The organism is Solibacillus kalamii, from assembly GCF_002174535.1.
Lineage (GTDB): Bacteria > Bacillota > Bacilli > Bacillales_A > Planococcaceae > Solibacillus > Solibacillus silvestris.
The window spans coordinates 254325-268930 of record NZ_NHNT01000002.1 but is presented as its reverse complement, the minus strand read 5'-3'; the positions used below and the strand labels follow the sequence as shown (position 1 = coordinate 268930).

13 protein-coding genes and 1 other annotated feature are annotated in these 14606 nt (G+C 40.0%); of the genes, 2 read left to right on the top strand and 11 right to left on the bottom strand.

All coding sequences use genetic code 11. From position 1 onward, the window contains the following. Positions 1-159: 159 nt before the first annotated feature. From mltG to CBM15_RS04910, 7 genes are all read right to left on the bottom strand, one after another. Positions 160-1278, bottom strand: coding sequence for an endolytic transglycosylase MltG (mltG, locus tag CBM15_RS04940; protein WP_087615973.1), 1119 nt, complete (start codon positions 1276-1278; stop codon positions 160-162). Between the two features lie 187 nt (positions 1279-1465). Further along, on the bottom strand, positions 1466-1978 hold the full coding sequence (locus CBM15_RS04935; RefSeq protein WP_087615971.1) for a DUF1292 domain-containing protein: 513 nt from the start codon (positions 1976-1978) through the stop codon (positions 1466-1468). Between the two features lie 73 nt (positions 1979-2051). Next, entirely contained in the window at positions 2052-2342 is a 291-nt protein-coding gene (locus tag CBM15_RS04930) for a DUF1292 domain-containing protein (protein ID WP_014823362.1), read from the bottom strand. A gap of 107 nt (positions 2343-2449) precedes the next feature. After that, positions 2450-2866: a Holliday junction resolvase RuvX gene (gene ruvX, locus CBM15_RS04925; RefSeq protein WP_087615969.1), complete on the bottom strand. Its 417-nt coding sequence runs from the start codon at positions 2864-2866 to the stop codon at positions 2450-2452. After that, on the bottom strand, positions 2863-3135 hold the full coding sequence (locus CBM15_RS04920; RefSeq protein ID WP_014823361.1) for an IreB family regulatory phosphoprotein: 273 nt from the start codon (positions 3133-3135) through the stop codon (positions 2863-2865). Before CBM15_RS04920 ends, ruvX begins: the two co-directional genes overlap by 4 nt. A 117-nt stretch (positions 3136-3252) precedes the next feature. After that, positions 3253-5925 (bottom strand): alanine--tRNA ligase, encoded by a 2673-nt coding sequence (gene alaS, locus CBM15_RS04915; protein WP_087615967.1) that lies wholly within the window; start codon positions 5923-5925, stop codon positions 3253-3255. A gap of 136 nt (positions 5926-6061) precedes the next feature. Then, positions 6062-6269, bottom strand: a binding site (T-box leader). A gap of 54 nt (positions 6270-6323) precedes the next feature. After that, positions 6324-7472, bottom strand: a complete 1149-nt coding sequence (locus tag CBM15_RS04910; protein ID WP_087615965.1) for an MFS transporter — start codon at positions 7470-7472, stop codon at positions 6324-6326. Positions 7473-7576: 104 nt separating this feature from the next. Between CBM15_RS04910 and yeiL the strand changes: the two genes are divergently transcribed. Beyond that, complete coding sequence (gene yeiL, locus CBM15_RS04905; protein ID WP_087615964.1) at positions 7577-8245, top strand: transcriptional regulator YeiL; 669 nt, start codon at positions 7577-7579, stop codon at positions 8243-8245. A 54-nt stretch (positions 8246-8299) separates the two neighbouring features. Here the strand turns inward: yeiL and CBM15_RS04900 are convergent, their stop codons facing one another. Then, on the bottom strand, positions 8300-9511 hold the full coding sequence (locus CBM15_RS04900) for a NupC/NupG family nucleoside CNT transporter (protein WP_087615962.1): 1212 nt from the start codon (positions 9509-9511) through the stop codon (positions 8300-8302). A gap of 334 nt (positions 9512-9845) precedes the next feature. Next, positions 9846-12341, bottom strand: a complete 2496-nt coding sequence (gene recD2, locus CBM15_RS04895; protein ID WP_087616579.1) for an SF1B family DNA helicase RecD2 — start codon at positions 12339-12341, stop codon at positions 9846-9848. Between the two features lie 162 nt (positions 12342-12503). Here recD2 and hisA point away from each other — a divergent pair, with 162 nt between their 5' ends. Then, positions 12504-13265, top strand: coding sequence for a phosphoribosylformimino-5-aminoimidazole carboxamide ribotide isomerase (gene hisA / locus CBM15_RS04890; protein ID WP_087616576.1), 762 nt, complete (start codon positions 12504-12506; stop codon positions 13263-13265). 113 nt (positions 13266-13378) lie between these two features. On the opposite strand, the gene CBM15_RS04885 is transcribed toward hisA, so the two are convergent. After that, positions 13379-14272, bottom strand: a complete 894-nt coding sequence (locus tag CBM15_RS04885) for a manganese catalase family protein (RefSeq protein ID WP_087615960.1) — start codon at positions 14270-14272, stop codon at positions 13379-13381. Between the two features lie 65 nt (positions 14273-14337). Then, positions 14338-14544 (bottom strand): YuzF family protein, encoded by a 207-nt coding sequence (locus CBM15_RS04880; RefSeq protein WP_231918654.1) that lies wholly within the window; start codon positions 14542-14544, stop codon positions 14338-14340. Between the last annotated feature and the right edge of the window lie 62 nt (positions 14545-14606).

Here is a 14606-nt window from a genome sequence, read left to right as displayed (position 1 = left end):
ACGAAACGAAGATGTTTGCGCCTACAAAATTGTTATATAAGGACAAAAAATCACAATTTATAATAGCATGAAAAGAAAAGGAATGCGAACAATTTACTGAATTCCATTGTAAAACGGAAATTTCAAGCCATTCGATTCCTTTTCATCCATTAAACTTTCTTAGCGTAAGTATTTTTCGATGTTCGTTAAATGTTCATCATACGTTTTAGCAAAATGATTTACGCCTTCTTTATCTGCCAGGAAGTATAAATAATCCGTTTGTGAAGGGTTCAGTGCCGCTTCAATCGATGTTTTACCGGCTCCTGCTATTGGTCCCGGCGGTAATCCAACATTTTGATACGTATTATACGGGTTGTCCACTTCCAAATCTTCATACAACACGCGGTCTTTATGAGAGCCTAATGCATACAGTACGGTTGGGTCTGTCTGTAAAGGCATATCAATTTCTATACGGTTATAGAATACACTTGCAATTGTTTCACGGTCCGTTTGGGCAGTTGCCTCTTCTTCAAGCAGTGATGCAAATGTCAATAGTTCATGAACAGATGTTTCACGTTCTTCCAATACCGGTGTATATTCGGAAACAATCGTATTCATTGCAGTAAGCATTGTATCGATAATTTCCTCAATTGATGGATTTTCCTCAAAGAATGGATATGTTGCCGGATATAAATAACCTTCTAATGGATGACGAATATTTTCCTTTAAAATGGCCTCTGACAATAAATCAGGATACTCAGTGATCAATTGCTCCACATAAGCGGCATCCGTCACTTTTTTCATGAAGTCCTCTGCTTTGTGAGAAGTATTTTTCTGTACAACATCAGCTACTTGCTCTAGCGTTAACCCTTCTGGCACTGTCATTGTAAATACAGGCTCGCGATACACACGACCTGTCTTTAAGCTTTCAATAATTTCGTCGAGTGTCATGGATTTCGTCAAAGCATAACTGCCTGCTTGGAATTCCGATTCATTTTTAAATTTAGTGTAATATTTAAAAATCTGCGCATTCTTTACAATGCCCTCATCTTCTAAAATAGTTGATATTAATGTAATACCCGATCCCATCGGAATTTCGACTTCAACTTTTTCGTTCGATTCCGGATCCGTTGGTTTCAATGCCGATGTCACATAGCTATATCCTGCGAAACCGACGATGGCGATAATCAGAAGAGCGACAAGCGCGATGATTCCCACAATTTTACGCACCGTTTTAACTTCTCCTTTACGCTCTTTCATTTTATTGAACATTTCTTGCTTTTTATTTTCGTCCAGCACGGGAGCCCCCCCTTTTTCTCTTTCATAATGATACATAAAAATCTCTTTCGACACAATATCGAGCGACGAAAGGTATGTAAATTCTCACTATTTGCGACGTTTTATAATAGAAAATGTTCGTTTTTGTCTAATTTTGAACAATAAAAAAACCTTACTGCTGTATACATCGTCAGTAAGGTACTTGAAATTAGTTTTGTGCTAATGAATTTAATACTTGCTCTACCATTTCCCACTCTTCGTCTGTTTCGATAGGCAGCAAGTCCGCTACTTCACCGTTGTCGCCAGCGATATAGGCAGAAGCGAATACTTCTTCAAGAGCAGGCTCATCGTCTTCCATTATGGCATAGAATAAGTAATTTTTGCCGTTGCTTTCGAAGCGGTGCAAAATTTGGCACATAACTTCTTCGTCATCTTCATTCGTGATCGTGAAGTAATTTGTCTGATCTGCGCCAAACTCCGCTAGCACCGTATTCATAACCTCTTCAACCATCGCCCATTCGTCATCTGTTTCAATATCCGAAAAGCCGCTCATTTCGCCATTTTCGTCAAGTACATAGCGAAGTGCAGAAATACCGGCTTCTTCATCACCGATTAATGAGAATAACACATAAGAATGCTCTTCTGAATCAAATGTAAAAACAACGCGGCATTGTTGCTCCCCGCCGTCTTCTTTTTGCAATATAAAAATATTTTCTTCCATACTATTTCCTCCCAATGAATGAATAAAACAGAGCAGGCTCAACACCCACTCTGTTTTTATCGTGTCAAATGAATTATTCTTCTTCGCCTAATTCGTCTTCGATTTGGTTTAATACTTCTTCGATTAAATCCCATTCTGCTTCTGTTTCAATCGGCGTTAATTCGCCATCTTCACCGTTTTCAGCAGGAACAAATGCAGAGGCAAAGATTTCAACTGCGCCGTCTTCATCTTCTTCTGCACCTACTAGAGAGTATAATACGTATGATTTACCGAACTCTTCTGAATCGAAAGTGTGTAAAATTTCGCAAAGTTGTTCGTTGCCGTTTTCATCGACTACTGTAATGTGGTTTTGTTGTTCTGACATGATCGTCACCTCTTCATAATATTTAGGCATTGGTGCCTGTTGCTGCTCAATTCATTATACATAAAGCCTTTTCGGATAAGTACAAAAAAGCCTCATATAAAGCAACTTTAGTTTTTACTATCTAAATAACCTTGTAAAATCATGACAGCAGCCATTTTATCAATAACTAGCTTTCGCTTTTTACGGCTTACATCTGCTTCGATCAGCATACGCTCAGCAGCCATTGTTGTCATACGCTCGTCCCAAAGTTTAACAGGAAAACCAAATGTATCTTCCAGCAACTTTTTATAGCTTTCGGAAGCTTCCCCGCGGGGACCGATTGTATTATTCATGTTTTTTGGGTAGCCAACAACAAATTCTGTTACATTGTGTTCCTTTACAAGCTCATTAATACGTTCAATACCAAATTCGCCTGCCGCTTCATCGATTTTTATCGTTTCGATTCCTTGCGCTGTCCACCCTAGCGCATCGCTAATTGCAACGCCGACTGTTTTCGAGCCGACGTCTAAACCCATAATTCTCATTTATCCGCCTCAGTATTCTTTCTAATATAAAATCTAACGAGTTCCTCTAAAATCTCGTCACGTTCAAGCTTGCGGATTAAATTACGTGCGTCCTGGTGGCGAGGGATGTATGCCGGGTCGCCAGATAATAAATACCCCACAATTTGATTTGTTGGATTATACCCTTTTTCCTCTAAAGCCGTATACACCTTCAGCATCACTTGCTTTACTTCTTGTTCCATGGATTCTTCTGGAAAACTGAATTTCATTGTTTTATCGAAAGAACTCAAGACCAGCACCTCGCTTTCAGCAATAGGGAGATGGAGCACTATCTCCCATCTCCATTTATATCATTATAACTTATTCCTGCAAGCACTTCAAATATGCCAGTAGTAAAATTTAGATGTTTAGAAAGATTTTACATGTTCGTAAACAGCATTCAACGCATCTTCCAATTTAGAAGCATCTTTCGCACCGGCCATCGCCATATCCGGACGACCGCCACCTTTACCGCCGCAAGCTTCAGCAACCTGCTTCACAATGTTACCAGCGTGATAGTTTCCACCAACGATTTCCTTCGTTACACCCGCACATAACATGACTTTATCGCCATCGACTGCGCCAAGAACAATTACAGCTGATTCCATTTTTTCTTTTAAATCATCCATCATCTGGCGTAATTGATTATTGTCTTTTGCTTCTACACGAGTTGCAAGTACTGTTACATCACCAATTTTTTGTGCAGCATCCAATACTGCGCCAGCTTGTGCATTTGCGATTTTTTGTGACAATGAATCATTTTCGCGTTGCAGTTCTTTGTAATCTGCTTGAAGTGTTGCAACACGAGTTGCCACGTCTTTTGCATTCGATTTTAAAAGGCCTGCTGCTTCATTTAAAATTGCTTCTTCTTCTTTAATCGCTTCATATGCCGCTTTTCCTGTAACAGCCTCGATTCGGCGTGTACCTGCACCGATTCCGCTTTCGGATACGATTTTGAAAATGCCGATTTCAGATGAACGGCTTACATGCAGTCCACCGCAAAGTTCGATCGAATAATCCGAAACAGCTACTACACGGACAACATCCCCATACTTCTCACCGAACAGTGCCATTGCACCCATTGCTTTTGCAGAATCAATATCCATTTCCTGAATCACGACTTCGATATCTTCCCAAATTTTTTCGTTCACTGCACGTTCAACTTGTGCAAGCTCTTCTTTTGTTGCAGCACCAAAGTGAGAGAAGTCAAAGCGCAAACGATCTGGTCCTACATAAGAACCTGCTTGTGCTACATGGTCACCTAATACATCTTTTAATGCACGGTGCATTAAGTGTGTTGCAGTATGGTTTTTAAGGATTAATTTACGTTTTGCTTCTTCAACTTTTGCAGTAGCGATATCGCCGACATTCATTTCACCCGATTCCACTACAACTGTGTGCAATGGCTGGCCGTTTGGTGCTTTTTGAACATCTTTTACGATGGCCGTGAATCCGTCTGCTTCAATGATACCTGTATCTGCAATTTGTCCACCCATTTCAGCATAGAACGGTGTTTCAGATAGAATAACCAACGCTTCTTCACCTTCGGAAGCTGTTGAAGTTTCTTGACCGTTAACAACAATTGCAGCAACTTTTGCAGAAGCTTCAAAAGCATCATAAATAAATGTAGATTGCTGTGTTAAATTTGACAGCACTTCGTTTTGCACTTGCATTGAATCAACATCAGCACGTGCATTACGCGCACGTTCACGCTGTTGTTCCATAGAAGCTTCAAAACCTTCATGGTCAACTGTCATGCCAACTTCTTCTGCGTACTCTTCCGTTAATTCAATCGGGAAACCGAATGTATCATACAGACGGAATGCATCAGCACCCGGGATAACTGTTTCACCTTTAGCTTTTTGGCTTTCTGCAACTTCGTTGAAAATTGCTAATCCGCCATCAAGTGTTTCATGGAAACGCACTTCTTCATTTTTAATCACACGTTGAATAAATGCTTCCTTTTCTTTTACTTGCGGATAAAAATCATGCATAATCTCTCCGACAGTCGGCACTAATTCAAACATAAACGGTTTTTCGATGCCGATTTTTTTCGCATATCGAACAGCACGACGTAATAGACGACGCAATACATAGCCGCGGCCTTCATTTGATGGCAATGCACCATCCCCAATAGCAAATGCTACTGTACGGATATGGTCGGCAATTACTTTAAATGGTGTATTCACATCTTCGGTCGATCCGAAAATTTCTTTTAAATCCACTTCATGCGGACGTTTGTAAGTACGGTTTGCGAACGTTTCTGTTTTTTCAATGATTGGCATGAAAAGATCTGTATCAAAGTTTGTTGGTACATTTTGTACAACAGAAACGATACGCTCAAGACCCATACCTGTATCGATGTTTTGCTTTGGAAGTGGCGTATAAGTGCCGTCCGGATTATGGTTGAATTGAGAAAATACAAGGTTCCAAATTTCAAGATAGCGCTCGTTTTCCCCGCCTGTGTACATTTCTTCTTCCGGTGCACCAACGCCGTACTCTTCACCGCGGTCATAGAAGATTTCAGAGTTTGGACCTGATGGACCTTCCCCGATATCCCAGAAGTTGCCTTCCAATCGGATTAAGCGCTCTTTCGGAATCCCGATTTCATTGTGCCATACGTCATAAGCTTCCTGATCTTCCGGGTGGATTGTTACCGATAACTTTTCAGGATCGAAGCCCATCCATTTTGGATCCGTTAAAAACTCCCAAGCGTAATGAATTGATTCTTTTTTAAAGTAATCCCCAATAGAGAAGTTCCCTAACATTTCAAAGAATGTGTGGTGGCGCGCTGTTTTCCCTACGTTTTCGATGTCGTTCGTACGAATCGATTTTTGTGCGTTTGTAATGCGCGGGTTATCTGGAATGATACGTCCGTCAAAATACGGCTTTAATGTTGCCACACCTGAGTTGATCCATAAAAGCGATGGGTCATTAATTGGCACTAATGGTGCTGATGGTTCAATATGATGCCCTTTTTCTTTAAAGAAATTCAAATAAAGACGACGAATTTCAGAACCTGTCATAGTTTTTGTTGTCATGATTTTTTCCTCCTAAAATTTATTGAAGTCGATGAATTGTGGTACAGATTAATTACACCTTCACGCATATAAGCGCTTCATTTACCGGAAATTTCTATGTTCCGCAAAATGAAAACAAAAAAAGCCTCCATCCCGGTAAAGGGACGAAGACTATTATCTCGTGGTACCACCCTAATTTATAATGCGCTGTGCATTATATCTCAAGTGCTTGTAACGTAAGCAAACGGCAGTGGTTAGCTGCACTCTGGAGTAGCTTTCAGTATTTGTTCGGGGAGATTTTTTCAGCCGGGAAATCTCTTTCTGTTCACGAAGTCCATACGTACTTGTTCCATCATCGTTTTCATTTTATTATGCTCTTCATTATAAAAAATAGACATCGTGCTGTCAATTGGCATTCCTTAATAATTAAAACGTTTTTTCGTCAGTAAAATTAATAGGATGGCCGGCACGGTACAAATGATCATTCCCAAGAATGCCAAACCTGGCTCGATTTCATAAAGTGCACCACCTAAAAGTGTAAGAATCGCTGCACTTAAACTCATTGCAAGTGCAGAATAAATCCCCTGTGCATTTGGGATCTGCTCTTGAGGTAAAGCTTTGGAAATATAGCGGATAAAGGCATAATGCGCCATCGCAAATGACAGAGCGTGTAGTGCCTGAGATAAGATAAACATCGGCATATTCGGAAATGCGTAAACTAGTATCCAACGAACACTCGAGCCAATTGCAGCAACGAGCATTAACGAAGAAGGCTTCCATTTTGTCAAAAATGTATCTGCCTTATAAAAATAAAGGATTTCAAATATTACTGCGACATTTAAAATCATTCCGATATAAAACGGATTGACATTCAGCTCCTGTAAATAAATATAGCCGTAGTTATAATACGATGCGTGTGCCCCCTGAAGCAAAATAACAACAAACAATACGATGATGAAGCTTTTTACTTCAAATAGCCCTTTCATTGAGAGCGTTTTACCTTCCTCTTTTACCGGCACTAAACTCAATACTTGAGGTGCAGGCATAAATTGAATGATGAGTAATGCGGCCAATCCTACAATCATCATCCATAAAATCATTTGCTCCCCGTACATCCCGCTAATCATACTAATGATCAATACAGCGACAACAAACCCGAAAGATCCAAATGAACGTGCTTTTCCATAATGGATGGATCCATGTTGCATTAATGTGGAAGCACTGCTCTCAACAGCCGGTAGTAATGCCGGGTAAAAGGCGCTGAACAGCAATGTCATTAAAAACAGGCCGCCAAATGAATTAATCGGTATGTATAGCAGTGTCACAACTAATGAACTTGCAGTAAAAAAGATCAGCACATTTTTGTTGCTCATCACTTTTGAAACAAACGGAAAAATAAACATCGTTGAAAGGGCCCTTGCAACCAGCCCAAAACCCATTATTATGCTCGCTTCCGAAACCGTAAGCTCTTTATCATTAATAAGCCAACCCGTCCAATATGGCAGGAAAATCCCCCACGTAATAAAGAACATAAAGAAATTTTTCGCGAGCCAACGCTGATTATTCATAATCTTCATCCTTTTTTCAAATTTATTAAGTTGAATATTAACATGAGAAATACTACAATAATGTGAGAAATCTCATATTTTATTGGAAGGAGTTGCTCTATAATTTGAGAAAGTTACCAATAGATGAAAGTCTCCCCTATATCGAACAATACCCGATTTCCCAATTTTTTTCGTTTGACATTGTGCCATATATCAATGTGTACGAATTCGACAAAGGGGAATTTATTTTCCATGAGCATTCTTTCCCCGACTATTTATATTACATGGTTGAAGGGAAAGCTAAATTATATATTACCCATAAAAACGGGAAAATTTCGCTCATCGATTTTATTACCGCCCCCACGTTTATGGGGGAAATGGAGCTGCTAAACGCTGAACGCTATTCAAAAGGCATTCAAACTTTGTCAAAGTCGGTATGTTTTGCGATTGCGATTCAGGAAGTGAAGGAAAAATTATTGGCAGATCCTGTTTTCCTAAAAATGCTCTGTCTATTTTTAAGTCATAAAGCAACAACAGCAACAACAAAATATACGCAAAATCAGGCCTATCCTCTGGAAAACCGGTTAGCTTCATTCATTTTACTATCATCGGATCAACAATTCTATAAAGAAAAACATACTGAAGTCTGTGATTACTTAGGTGTATCATATCGCCACCTGCTTTTTGTTCTTGCACAATTCAGCGAGGCGGGCTATATCACGAAGCAAAATCGGGGTTATATTCTGACAAATCGGTCTGAACTGGAAAAACTCGCAGCAGAAATTTCGTATTAAAAAAAGACTGCGCTAAATATATTTTTAGCACAGTCTCTTGAATACTGAATGATATTAAATAAACATACCGGCAATTGCAGCTGATAATAATGATGCCAATGTTCCTGCAGCAACTGCTTTAATCGCAAGCTGTGCAATCATTGGACGTTTATCCGGCGCCATACCACCTAAACCACCGATTAAAATACCCATTGAACTTAAGTTTGCGAAACCACAAAGCGCAAACGAAATAATGATGGCTGTTTTGTCTGAAAGCTCGCCGATAACCGGACCGAAGTTAGAGTAGGCAACAAATTCATTTAAGATTAATTTTTGACCGATAAATGAACCTGCACGTACTGCTTCATCCCAAGGAACACCGATTAAAAATGCCAGTGGAGCAAATACATAACCTAATAAACCTTCAAGTGTTACATTTTCAAAGCCGAATAATCCTGTGATACCGCCTAAAATACCGTTTAATAAGGCAATTAATGCGATGAAACTTAATAGCATTGCTCCAACGTTTACTGCTAATTTCAAACCGTCAGATGCACCAACAGCCGCTGCATCAATAACGTTTGTTGCTTCAGAGTTACGCTCTAATTTAAAGTCATCTTCATTTACTTCTTCTGTTTCAGGAATCATTAATTTTGCCATTACCAATCCTGCTGGTGCAGCCATGAAGCTTGCCGCCAATAAGTATTCAAGCGGAACACCTAATAAAGAATAACCGATTAAAACTGAACCCGAAACCGATGCAAGTCCACCTGTCATAACCGCGAACATTTGTGATCTTGTCATTTTATTTAAAAATGGACGAATAACAAGCGGAGCTTCTGTTTGTCCAACGAAAATATTAGCAGCAGCATTCACTGATTCCGCTTTTGTCGTACCTAATACTTTTGATAAGAAACCACCGATAATCTTAATGACAAATTGCATAATCCCTAAGTAATAAAGGACAGAGATTAAAGATGAGAAGAAAATAATAATTGTTAATACGCTCATTGCGAATACAAATCCGACATTATCCGGATCTGCTAAACCGCCAAATACAAAGACAATCCCTTCATTGGCATAACTAACCAGCTTCTGCACACCTTCAGAAAGTTGCATAAGCTTCTCACGGCCGAAAGACCATTTTAATACGATAAATGCAAAAATCAATTGGACAATTAATCCTGAAATAATAATTCTCCATTGAATTGCTTTACGGTTATTAGATAACCCGATGGCAATCGCTACGATTCCCAGAATACCTATGATTCCCCATACGAAATCCATGTATGTGCACCTTCTCCTTTGTTTTGAAAACCTTTTCATTTTGTAATTACTGACATCCAACTTCGGACGTCATATAAGTTTTTTTCATACTAACATACCCATAGAAATAATATTAATTAATAGTTTCTTTTAAAAGTTCTGATTTTTCAGCAAAAAGTTATCATTTTTTTAGTATGCCCCGTTTTGTTTCAAACTTTTATTATATTTTAAAAACATTTTCCCTGTACACGTGAACATAAACTCATCATTTTTTAAAATTTGTCCTAAATAGTACTTTTCCATAAATTAAAAAAACTAGCCATTTCCGTTCAAACATGAACGGAAATGGCTAGTACTATTCTTCGTTGAAATCATACGGCGATATATTTGCCATACCAATTAATGGATGAATATATGGTGCTGTTTCTGCCGTTAAGTGATTTGGCAGGGATTCCCCGATCTTATGTGAAGCCGAAACATTCAAGAGACCGAGCTGCTCTGATGAAGGAATTTGTTTCACTTCACTTACAGACGCCTTTTTCTCTTCCAATTCCGGTGTCGCTTCCATCTTTTCTTCAGCAATAAATTCTGAATTTAAACGTGCCTTCAATGTTGTCAAGCGTGTTAAATCATCTGTTTTTGCTAAACCGCTCGCCAGTACATCCGGCTCACCACATAATATTAAAAAGTTTTTAGCACGTGTAATACCCGTATACAGTAAATTTCTACGAAGCATTTTCGAATAGCCGCGAACAATCGGCATAATGACCGTTTGAAATTCAGAGCCTTGCGATTTATGGATCGAACAGCAATAGGCCAATGTAATCTGATTTAAATCAGCACGCTGATATGTTACTTCGATCCCATCATAGCTGACGATAAGTAAATCCTGCTTTTCCACTGTTTCCTTTGCACGGATAATGGAAATCACTTCTCCCATATCCCCGTTGAATACATTATTATCCGGCTGATTCACTAGCTGCAGCACTTTGTCCCCTATACGATAAATCGTATCACCAAAAACAAGTTCTTTTCTCGTCCCATCATTCGGATTGACGAGCTGCTGAATTTCTTTATTTAAATTATCGATGCCTGCAGGTCCTTTGTACATTGGCGCCAATACTTGAATATCTCGAATTGCCTGTCCCTTCGCAAGTGCACCTTTTACAACCTGTGTGACAACACTCGTTACTTGTGCGGCTCCAGCTTGTATAAACGAGCGGTCCGTTGTTTTTGCAGTCAACGTATCCGGAACTTTGCCTTTTTTGATTTGGTGGGCCATCTCGATAATTGTAGACCCTTCCGCTTGACGGTATATATCCGTTAATTCGACAGTCGGAATTTGTTTGGATGCAAGCAAATCCTTTAAGACTTGCCCTGGACCGACAGGCGGTAACTGATCTTGATCCCCTACAAAAACTACTTGAACATCTTCATGCAGTGCTTTTAACAGTTGATGTGCCAGCCATGTATCAACCATCGACATCTCATCGATAATAATGAGACGACCTACGACTTCACGCTCTGTTTCTTCATCCTTTTCCTGACCATTAAAGCCTAACAGCCTGTGTATTGTCATAGCAGGTAAGCCTGTCGATTCCGCCAGTCTTTTCGCTGCACGTCCTGTTGGGGCTGCAAGGACAATAGGAAACGGTTCCTCTTTTTCAGCATATGTTTTTGGATTTAATGATAACCCGTGAAGTTCCGCATATACTTCCACCAAACCTCGTACAACGGTTGTTTTTCCCGTGCCGGGTCCTCCTGTTAAAATCATGACGGCAGAATTGATCGCCGTTTCAATCGCCTGTGCCTGTGTTGGCGCATACGTCACATCATATTGTTCTTCAATATCGCCAATCGCTTTTCGGATTTCATCTTTCGTAAAACTTTCGGCTGTTTTGTTTTTTTCTTTCAGTTCATTGATCTTACTTGCAATACCTACTTCACTAAAATAGAGTGACGGTAAGTACATGCGTGTTTCCTCACCGCAAATTTTCGATTCCTCACGCATATCGATTGCCGCTTTCGAAATCGCTTCATACGGGATTTCGATGCGCTGACTTTGTTCAAGCATATCTTTAACCATTGGAAGCACCATTTCCGCATCCAAATAAACATGTCCTTCTGATAACGCGGCATTTGTCAGTACATGGAAAATGGCAGCCTTTATTCGATCCGGGTGATTTCCCGTAATACCCAGCTTCGCACCAAGTTCATCGGCACGTATAAAACCGACCCCTTCCACTTCCTCGATTAAACGGTAAGGGTTTTCTGTCAGTAACTGAATTGTTTCTTCCCGATAAGCCTGGTAAATTTTCATCCCAAGCTGTGGCCCAAAGCCCCAATCATTCAGCCGCACCATCACCCGTTCCAGTCCAAGGTTTTCCTCGATCGTTTGGCGAATATGTAACTTTTTTTCAGCTGATAACCGGGGAACAGCATCGAGTGCAGACGGATCCTCCAGTATTTTCGTAAGAGCATCCATACCGAGCTTTTCCACAATTGTCTCTGCCGTTTTTCTGCCCACACCTGAAAATAGGTCACTTGATAAATAATGGACGATTCCTTGCTCGGTTGTCGGCACTTCTTTTTCAAATGTATCAATTTGAAATTGCATCCCGTATTTCGGATGACTTTTTAACTGCCCTGTAAAGCGGTATTGTTCATCATTGACTAATTGCGGGAAGTAGCCAACAATGATGATTTCTTTTTCGTCATACTGAATATTTGTTTCTTGAATTTTGACACGAACAATGGAGTACATATTCGTTGCATTATGAAAAATTGTTACAATCGGTCGACCTAAAATAAAGAGCTTATTTACGTCAAACAAATTTAGATTTTCCGCCATTTCCATGCCACGCTTTCTAATAAATTGTAAGCCCATTTTATCATACCGATTAAAGCATGTCCTACAATAATGCAAACAAGCCATTACGTCTGATTTTTCTATTAATTTAGTACACTAAAATGTTATGATGATAATAGAATGTTAGAGAAAGTAGTGACGAACATGAATTTTAGACCTTGTATTGACTTACACGATGGAGAAGTAAAGCAAATTGTCGGAAGCACACTTGGCTACGAAAATAAAGAAGTGGTTGAAAATTTCACTTCTGACCAAGGCGCCTCGTATTACGCTTCATTATTTCTGCAAAACAAACTGACGGGCGGACATGTCATCATGCTTGGTCCCGGTAATGAAGAAGCGGCAATTTCTGCTTTACAAACTTACCCGAACGGTCTTCAAATAGGCGGCGGTATTACGGCCAACAACGCACAAAAATATATTGATGCTGGTGCTTCACATGTAATTGTGACATCATATATTTTCCATGACGGCCAGCTCGATATGGACCGGCTGGAACAATTAGTCAAAAAAATCGGTAAAGAAAAACTTGTCCTGGATCTGAGCTGTCGGAAACGTGACGGTAAATGGTATGTTGTAACTGACAAATGGACAAAATTCAGCGACTTTGAAGTTAATGCGCAGTCAATTAAAGAAATTGAAGAATATTGTGACGAGCTGCTCATCCATGCGGTTGATGTAGAGGGAAAACGCAGTGGTATGCAGGAGGATTTAGTACGTGACTTGGCAGAATGGACATCAATTCCGACAACGTATGCTGGCGGTGTGCGTTCAATTGACGATCTGAAAAAGTTCGAATCACTTTCAAATGGAAAATTGCACGTTACAATCGGCAGCGCCCTTTCCATTTTCGGCGGTGACCTCGACTTCCAAACAGTAGTGAACTATTGCGAAGGTATTGAATAGCCTAAACTTTAATTACGAATGCTGAAGATGAAGATTTTTCAATGAATACGGTAAGAAACGGATATTTTTAACAACAAACACCCATTTTTCTCAGAGAAAAATGGGTGTTTGTATTACATATTGAACATAAGACGTTTCGCGATCATCTGGAACTCTTCCGGACCGATACCCGGTGCAAACTCTTCCGGCAATTCATCTAAATCCGGCATTTTTGCACCTTTTGGCGTGCCCTCTTCAACAATGAGCGGTGCATTCGTTGTCGGATGTGTCCCTTTCCATATTTTATTAATATCCTGGTAATCCCCTACGTAATTCCACGTAAACAATACATTTCCATAACCACGTTCTTCGTATTTTCTTGCGTGGTCAAATACATGATTGTCAAGGCTAGGAATTGGAACCATTCGAGTTACATCCACACCTGTCGCCATTTCCAGTGCTTTTGCATAGGCAACAACATGTGTCCCGCCGCGCACCAGTAAATAGCCGATCATTTCACGGGCTGTCGGATGATCCGTCATCTCATATACCCGCATTTTATGTGTCCGCGCGCCACACTCCAAGAAGAAATTATGCAGTAAATCGAGCACTAAATTCCCGCTGGTAAACACATATTCCCCATTCCATGGCTTACCCATCGAATCAACAGGTAAAGCTGTCTGTGCAGAAGCGATAAAGCTTTGCGTATTGCGCATATTTTTGGCGTTCATCATCGGTGCCAGATTCGGGTTTCCGGAAAACGTCGTATCTTTGCTGAGTAAATTGATTGTCGTCGCTACGAGCTCCACATGTCCAAACTCTTCTGCTGTAATACTCGCAACTAAATCATAAAATGGCTTTAATTTCTTTTTACCTCGGAAATTGAATGACTGATACATATAGTTATTCAAAGTCGACATTTCGCCAAACTTACCGCCTAGTAATTCCTGTACTGCACTTGCAGCATTTGCGTCTCCATATTCAACCTGTGGTAAATCAATAAGTAATCGATTGACGCGTTGAAACAATAAAGCACCCCCTAATTGTCATTGTAAGCTTATGACGATTAGGGAGTGCGTAGACCACATTCATTTTATTTTTTTAAAAACGGCATGATCGAGACTATTTTATCGATACGAATATAGAACGGTGTCTGGCAAACATCAAGCACAATATAGTCCGGACAGATTGCTGCCAATATCCCTTGCTGAACACGATTCCCTTCTTGCTGGACGGCAACCATTTGCCCTAAATAATTTTGGATCGCTTCAAGCCAGTACGCGTTCGGATATGCGTTCATTTGAACCAAAAAATCACTCCTTTGTATGCATACTGTACAATATGCGAAAAAGGAGTGATCCG

What these genes read in the sequence shown, in the direction of transcription:
- CBM15_RS04930 (WP_014823362.1), bottom strand. Translation starts at nt 2,342, where the DNA reads ATGTCAGAACAACAAAACCACATTACAGTAGTCGATGAAAACGGCAAC.
- CBM15_RS04910 (WP_087615965.1), bottom strand. Translation starts at nt 7,472, where the DNA reads ATGAATAATCAGCGTTGGCTCGCGAAAAATTTCTTTATGTTCTTTATT.
- CBM15_RS04935 (WP_087615971.1), bottom strand. Translation starts at nt 1,978, where the DNA reads ATGGAAGAAAATATTTTTATATTGCAAAAAGAAGACGGCGGGGAGCAA.
- hisA (WP_087616576.1), top strand. Translation starts at nt 12,504, where the DNA reads ATGAATTTTAGACCTTGTATTGACTTACACGATGGAGAAGTAAAGCAA.
- CBM15_RS04900 (WP_087615962.1), bottom strand. Translation starts at nt 9,511, where the DNA reads ATGGATTTCGTATGGGGAATCATAGGTATTCTGGGAATCGTAGCGATT.
- alaS (WP_087615967.1), bottom strand. Translation starts at nt 5,925, where the DNA reads ATGACAACAAAAACTATGACAGGTTCTGAAATTCGTCGTCTTTATTTG.
- recD2 (WP_087616579.1), bottom strand. Translation starts at nt 12,341, where the DNA reads ATGGCGGAAAATCTAAATTTGTTTGACGTAAATAAGCTCTTTATTTTA.
- ruvX (WP_087615969.1), bottom strand. Translation starts at nt 2,866, where the DNA reads ATGAGAATTATGGGTTTAGACGTCGGCTCGAAAACAGTCGGCGTTGCA.
- CBM15_RS04880 (WP_231918654.1), bottom strand. Translation starts at nt 14,544, where the DNA reads ATGAACGCATATCCGAACGCGTACTGGCTTGAAGCGATCCAAAATTAT.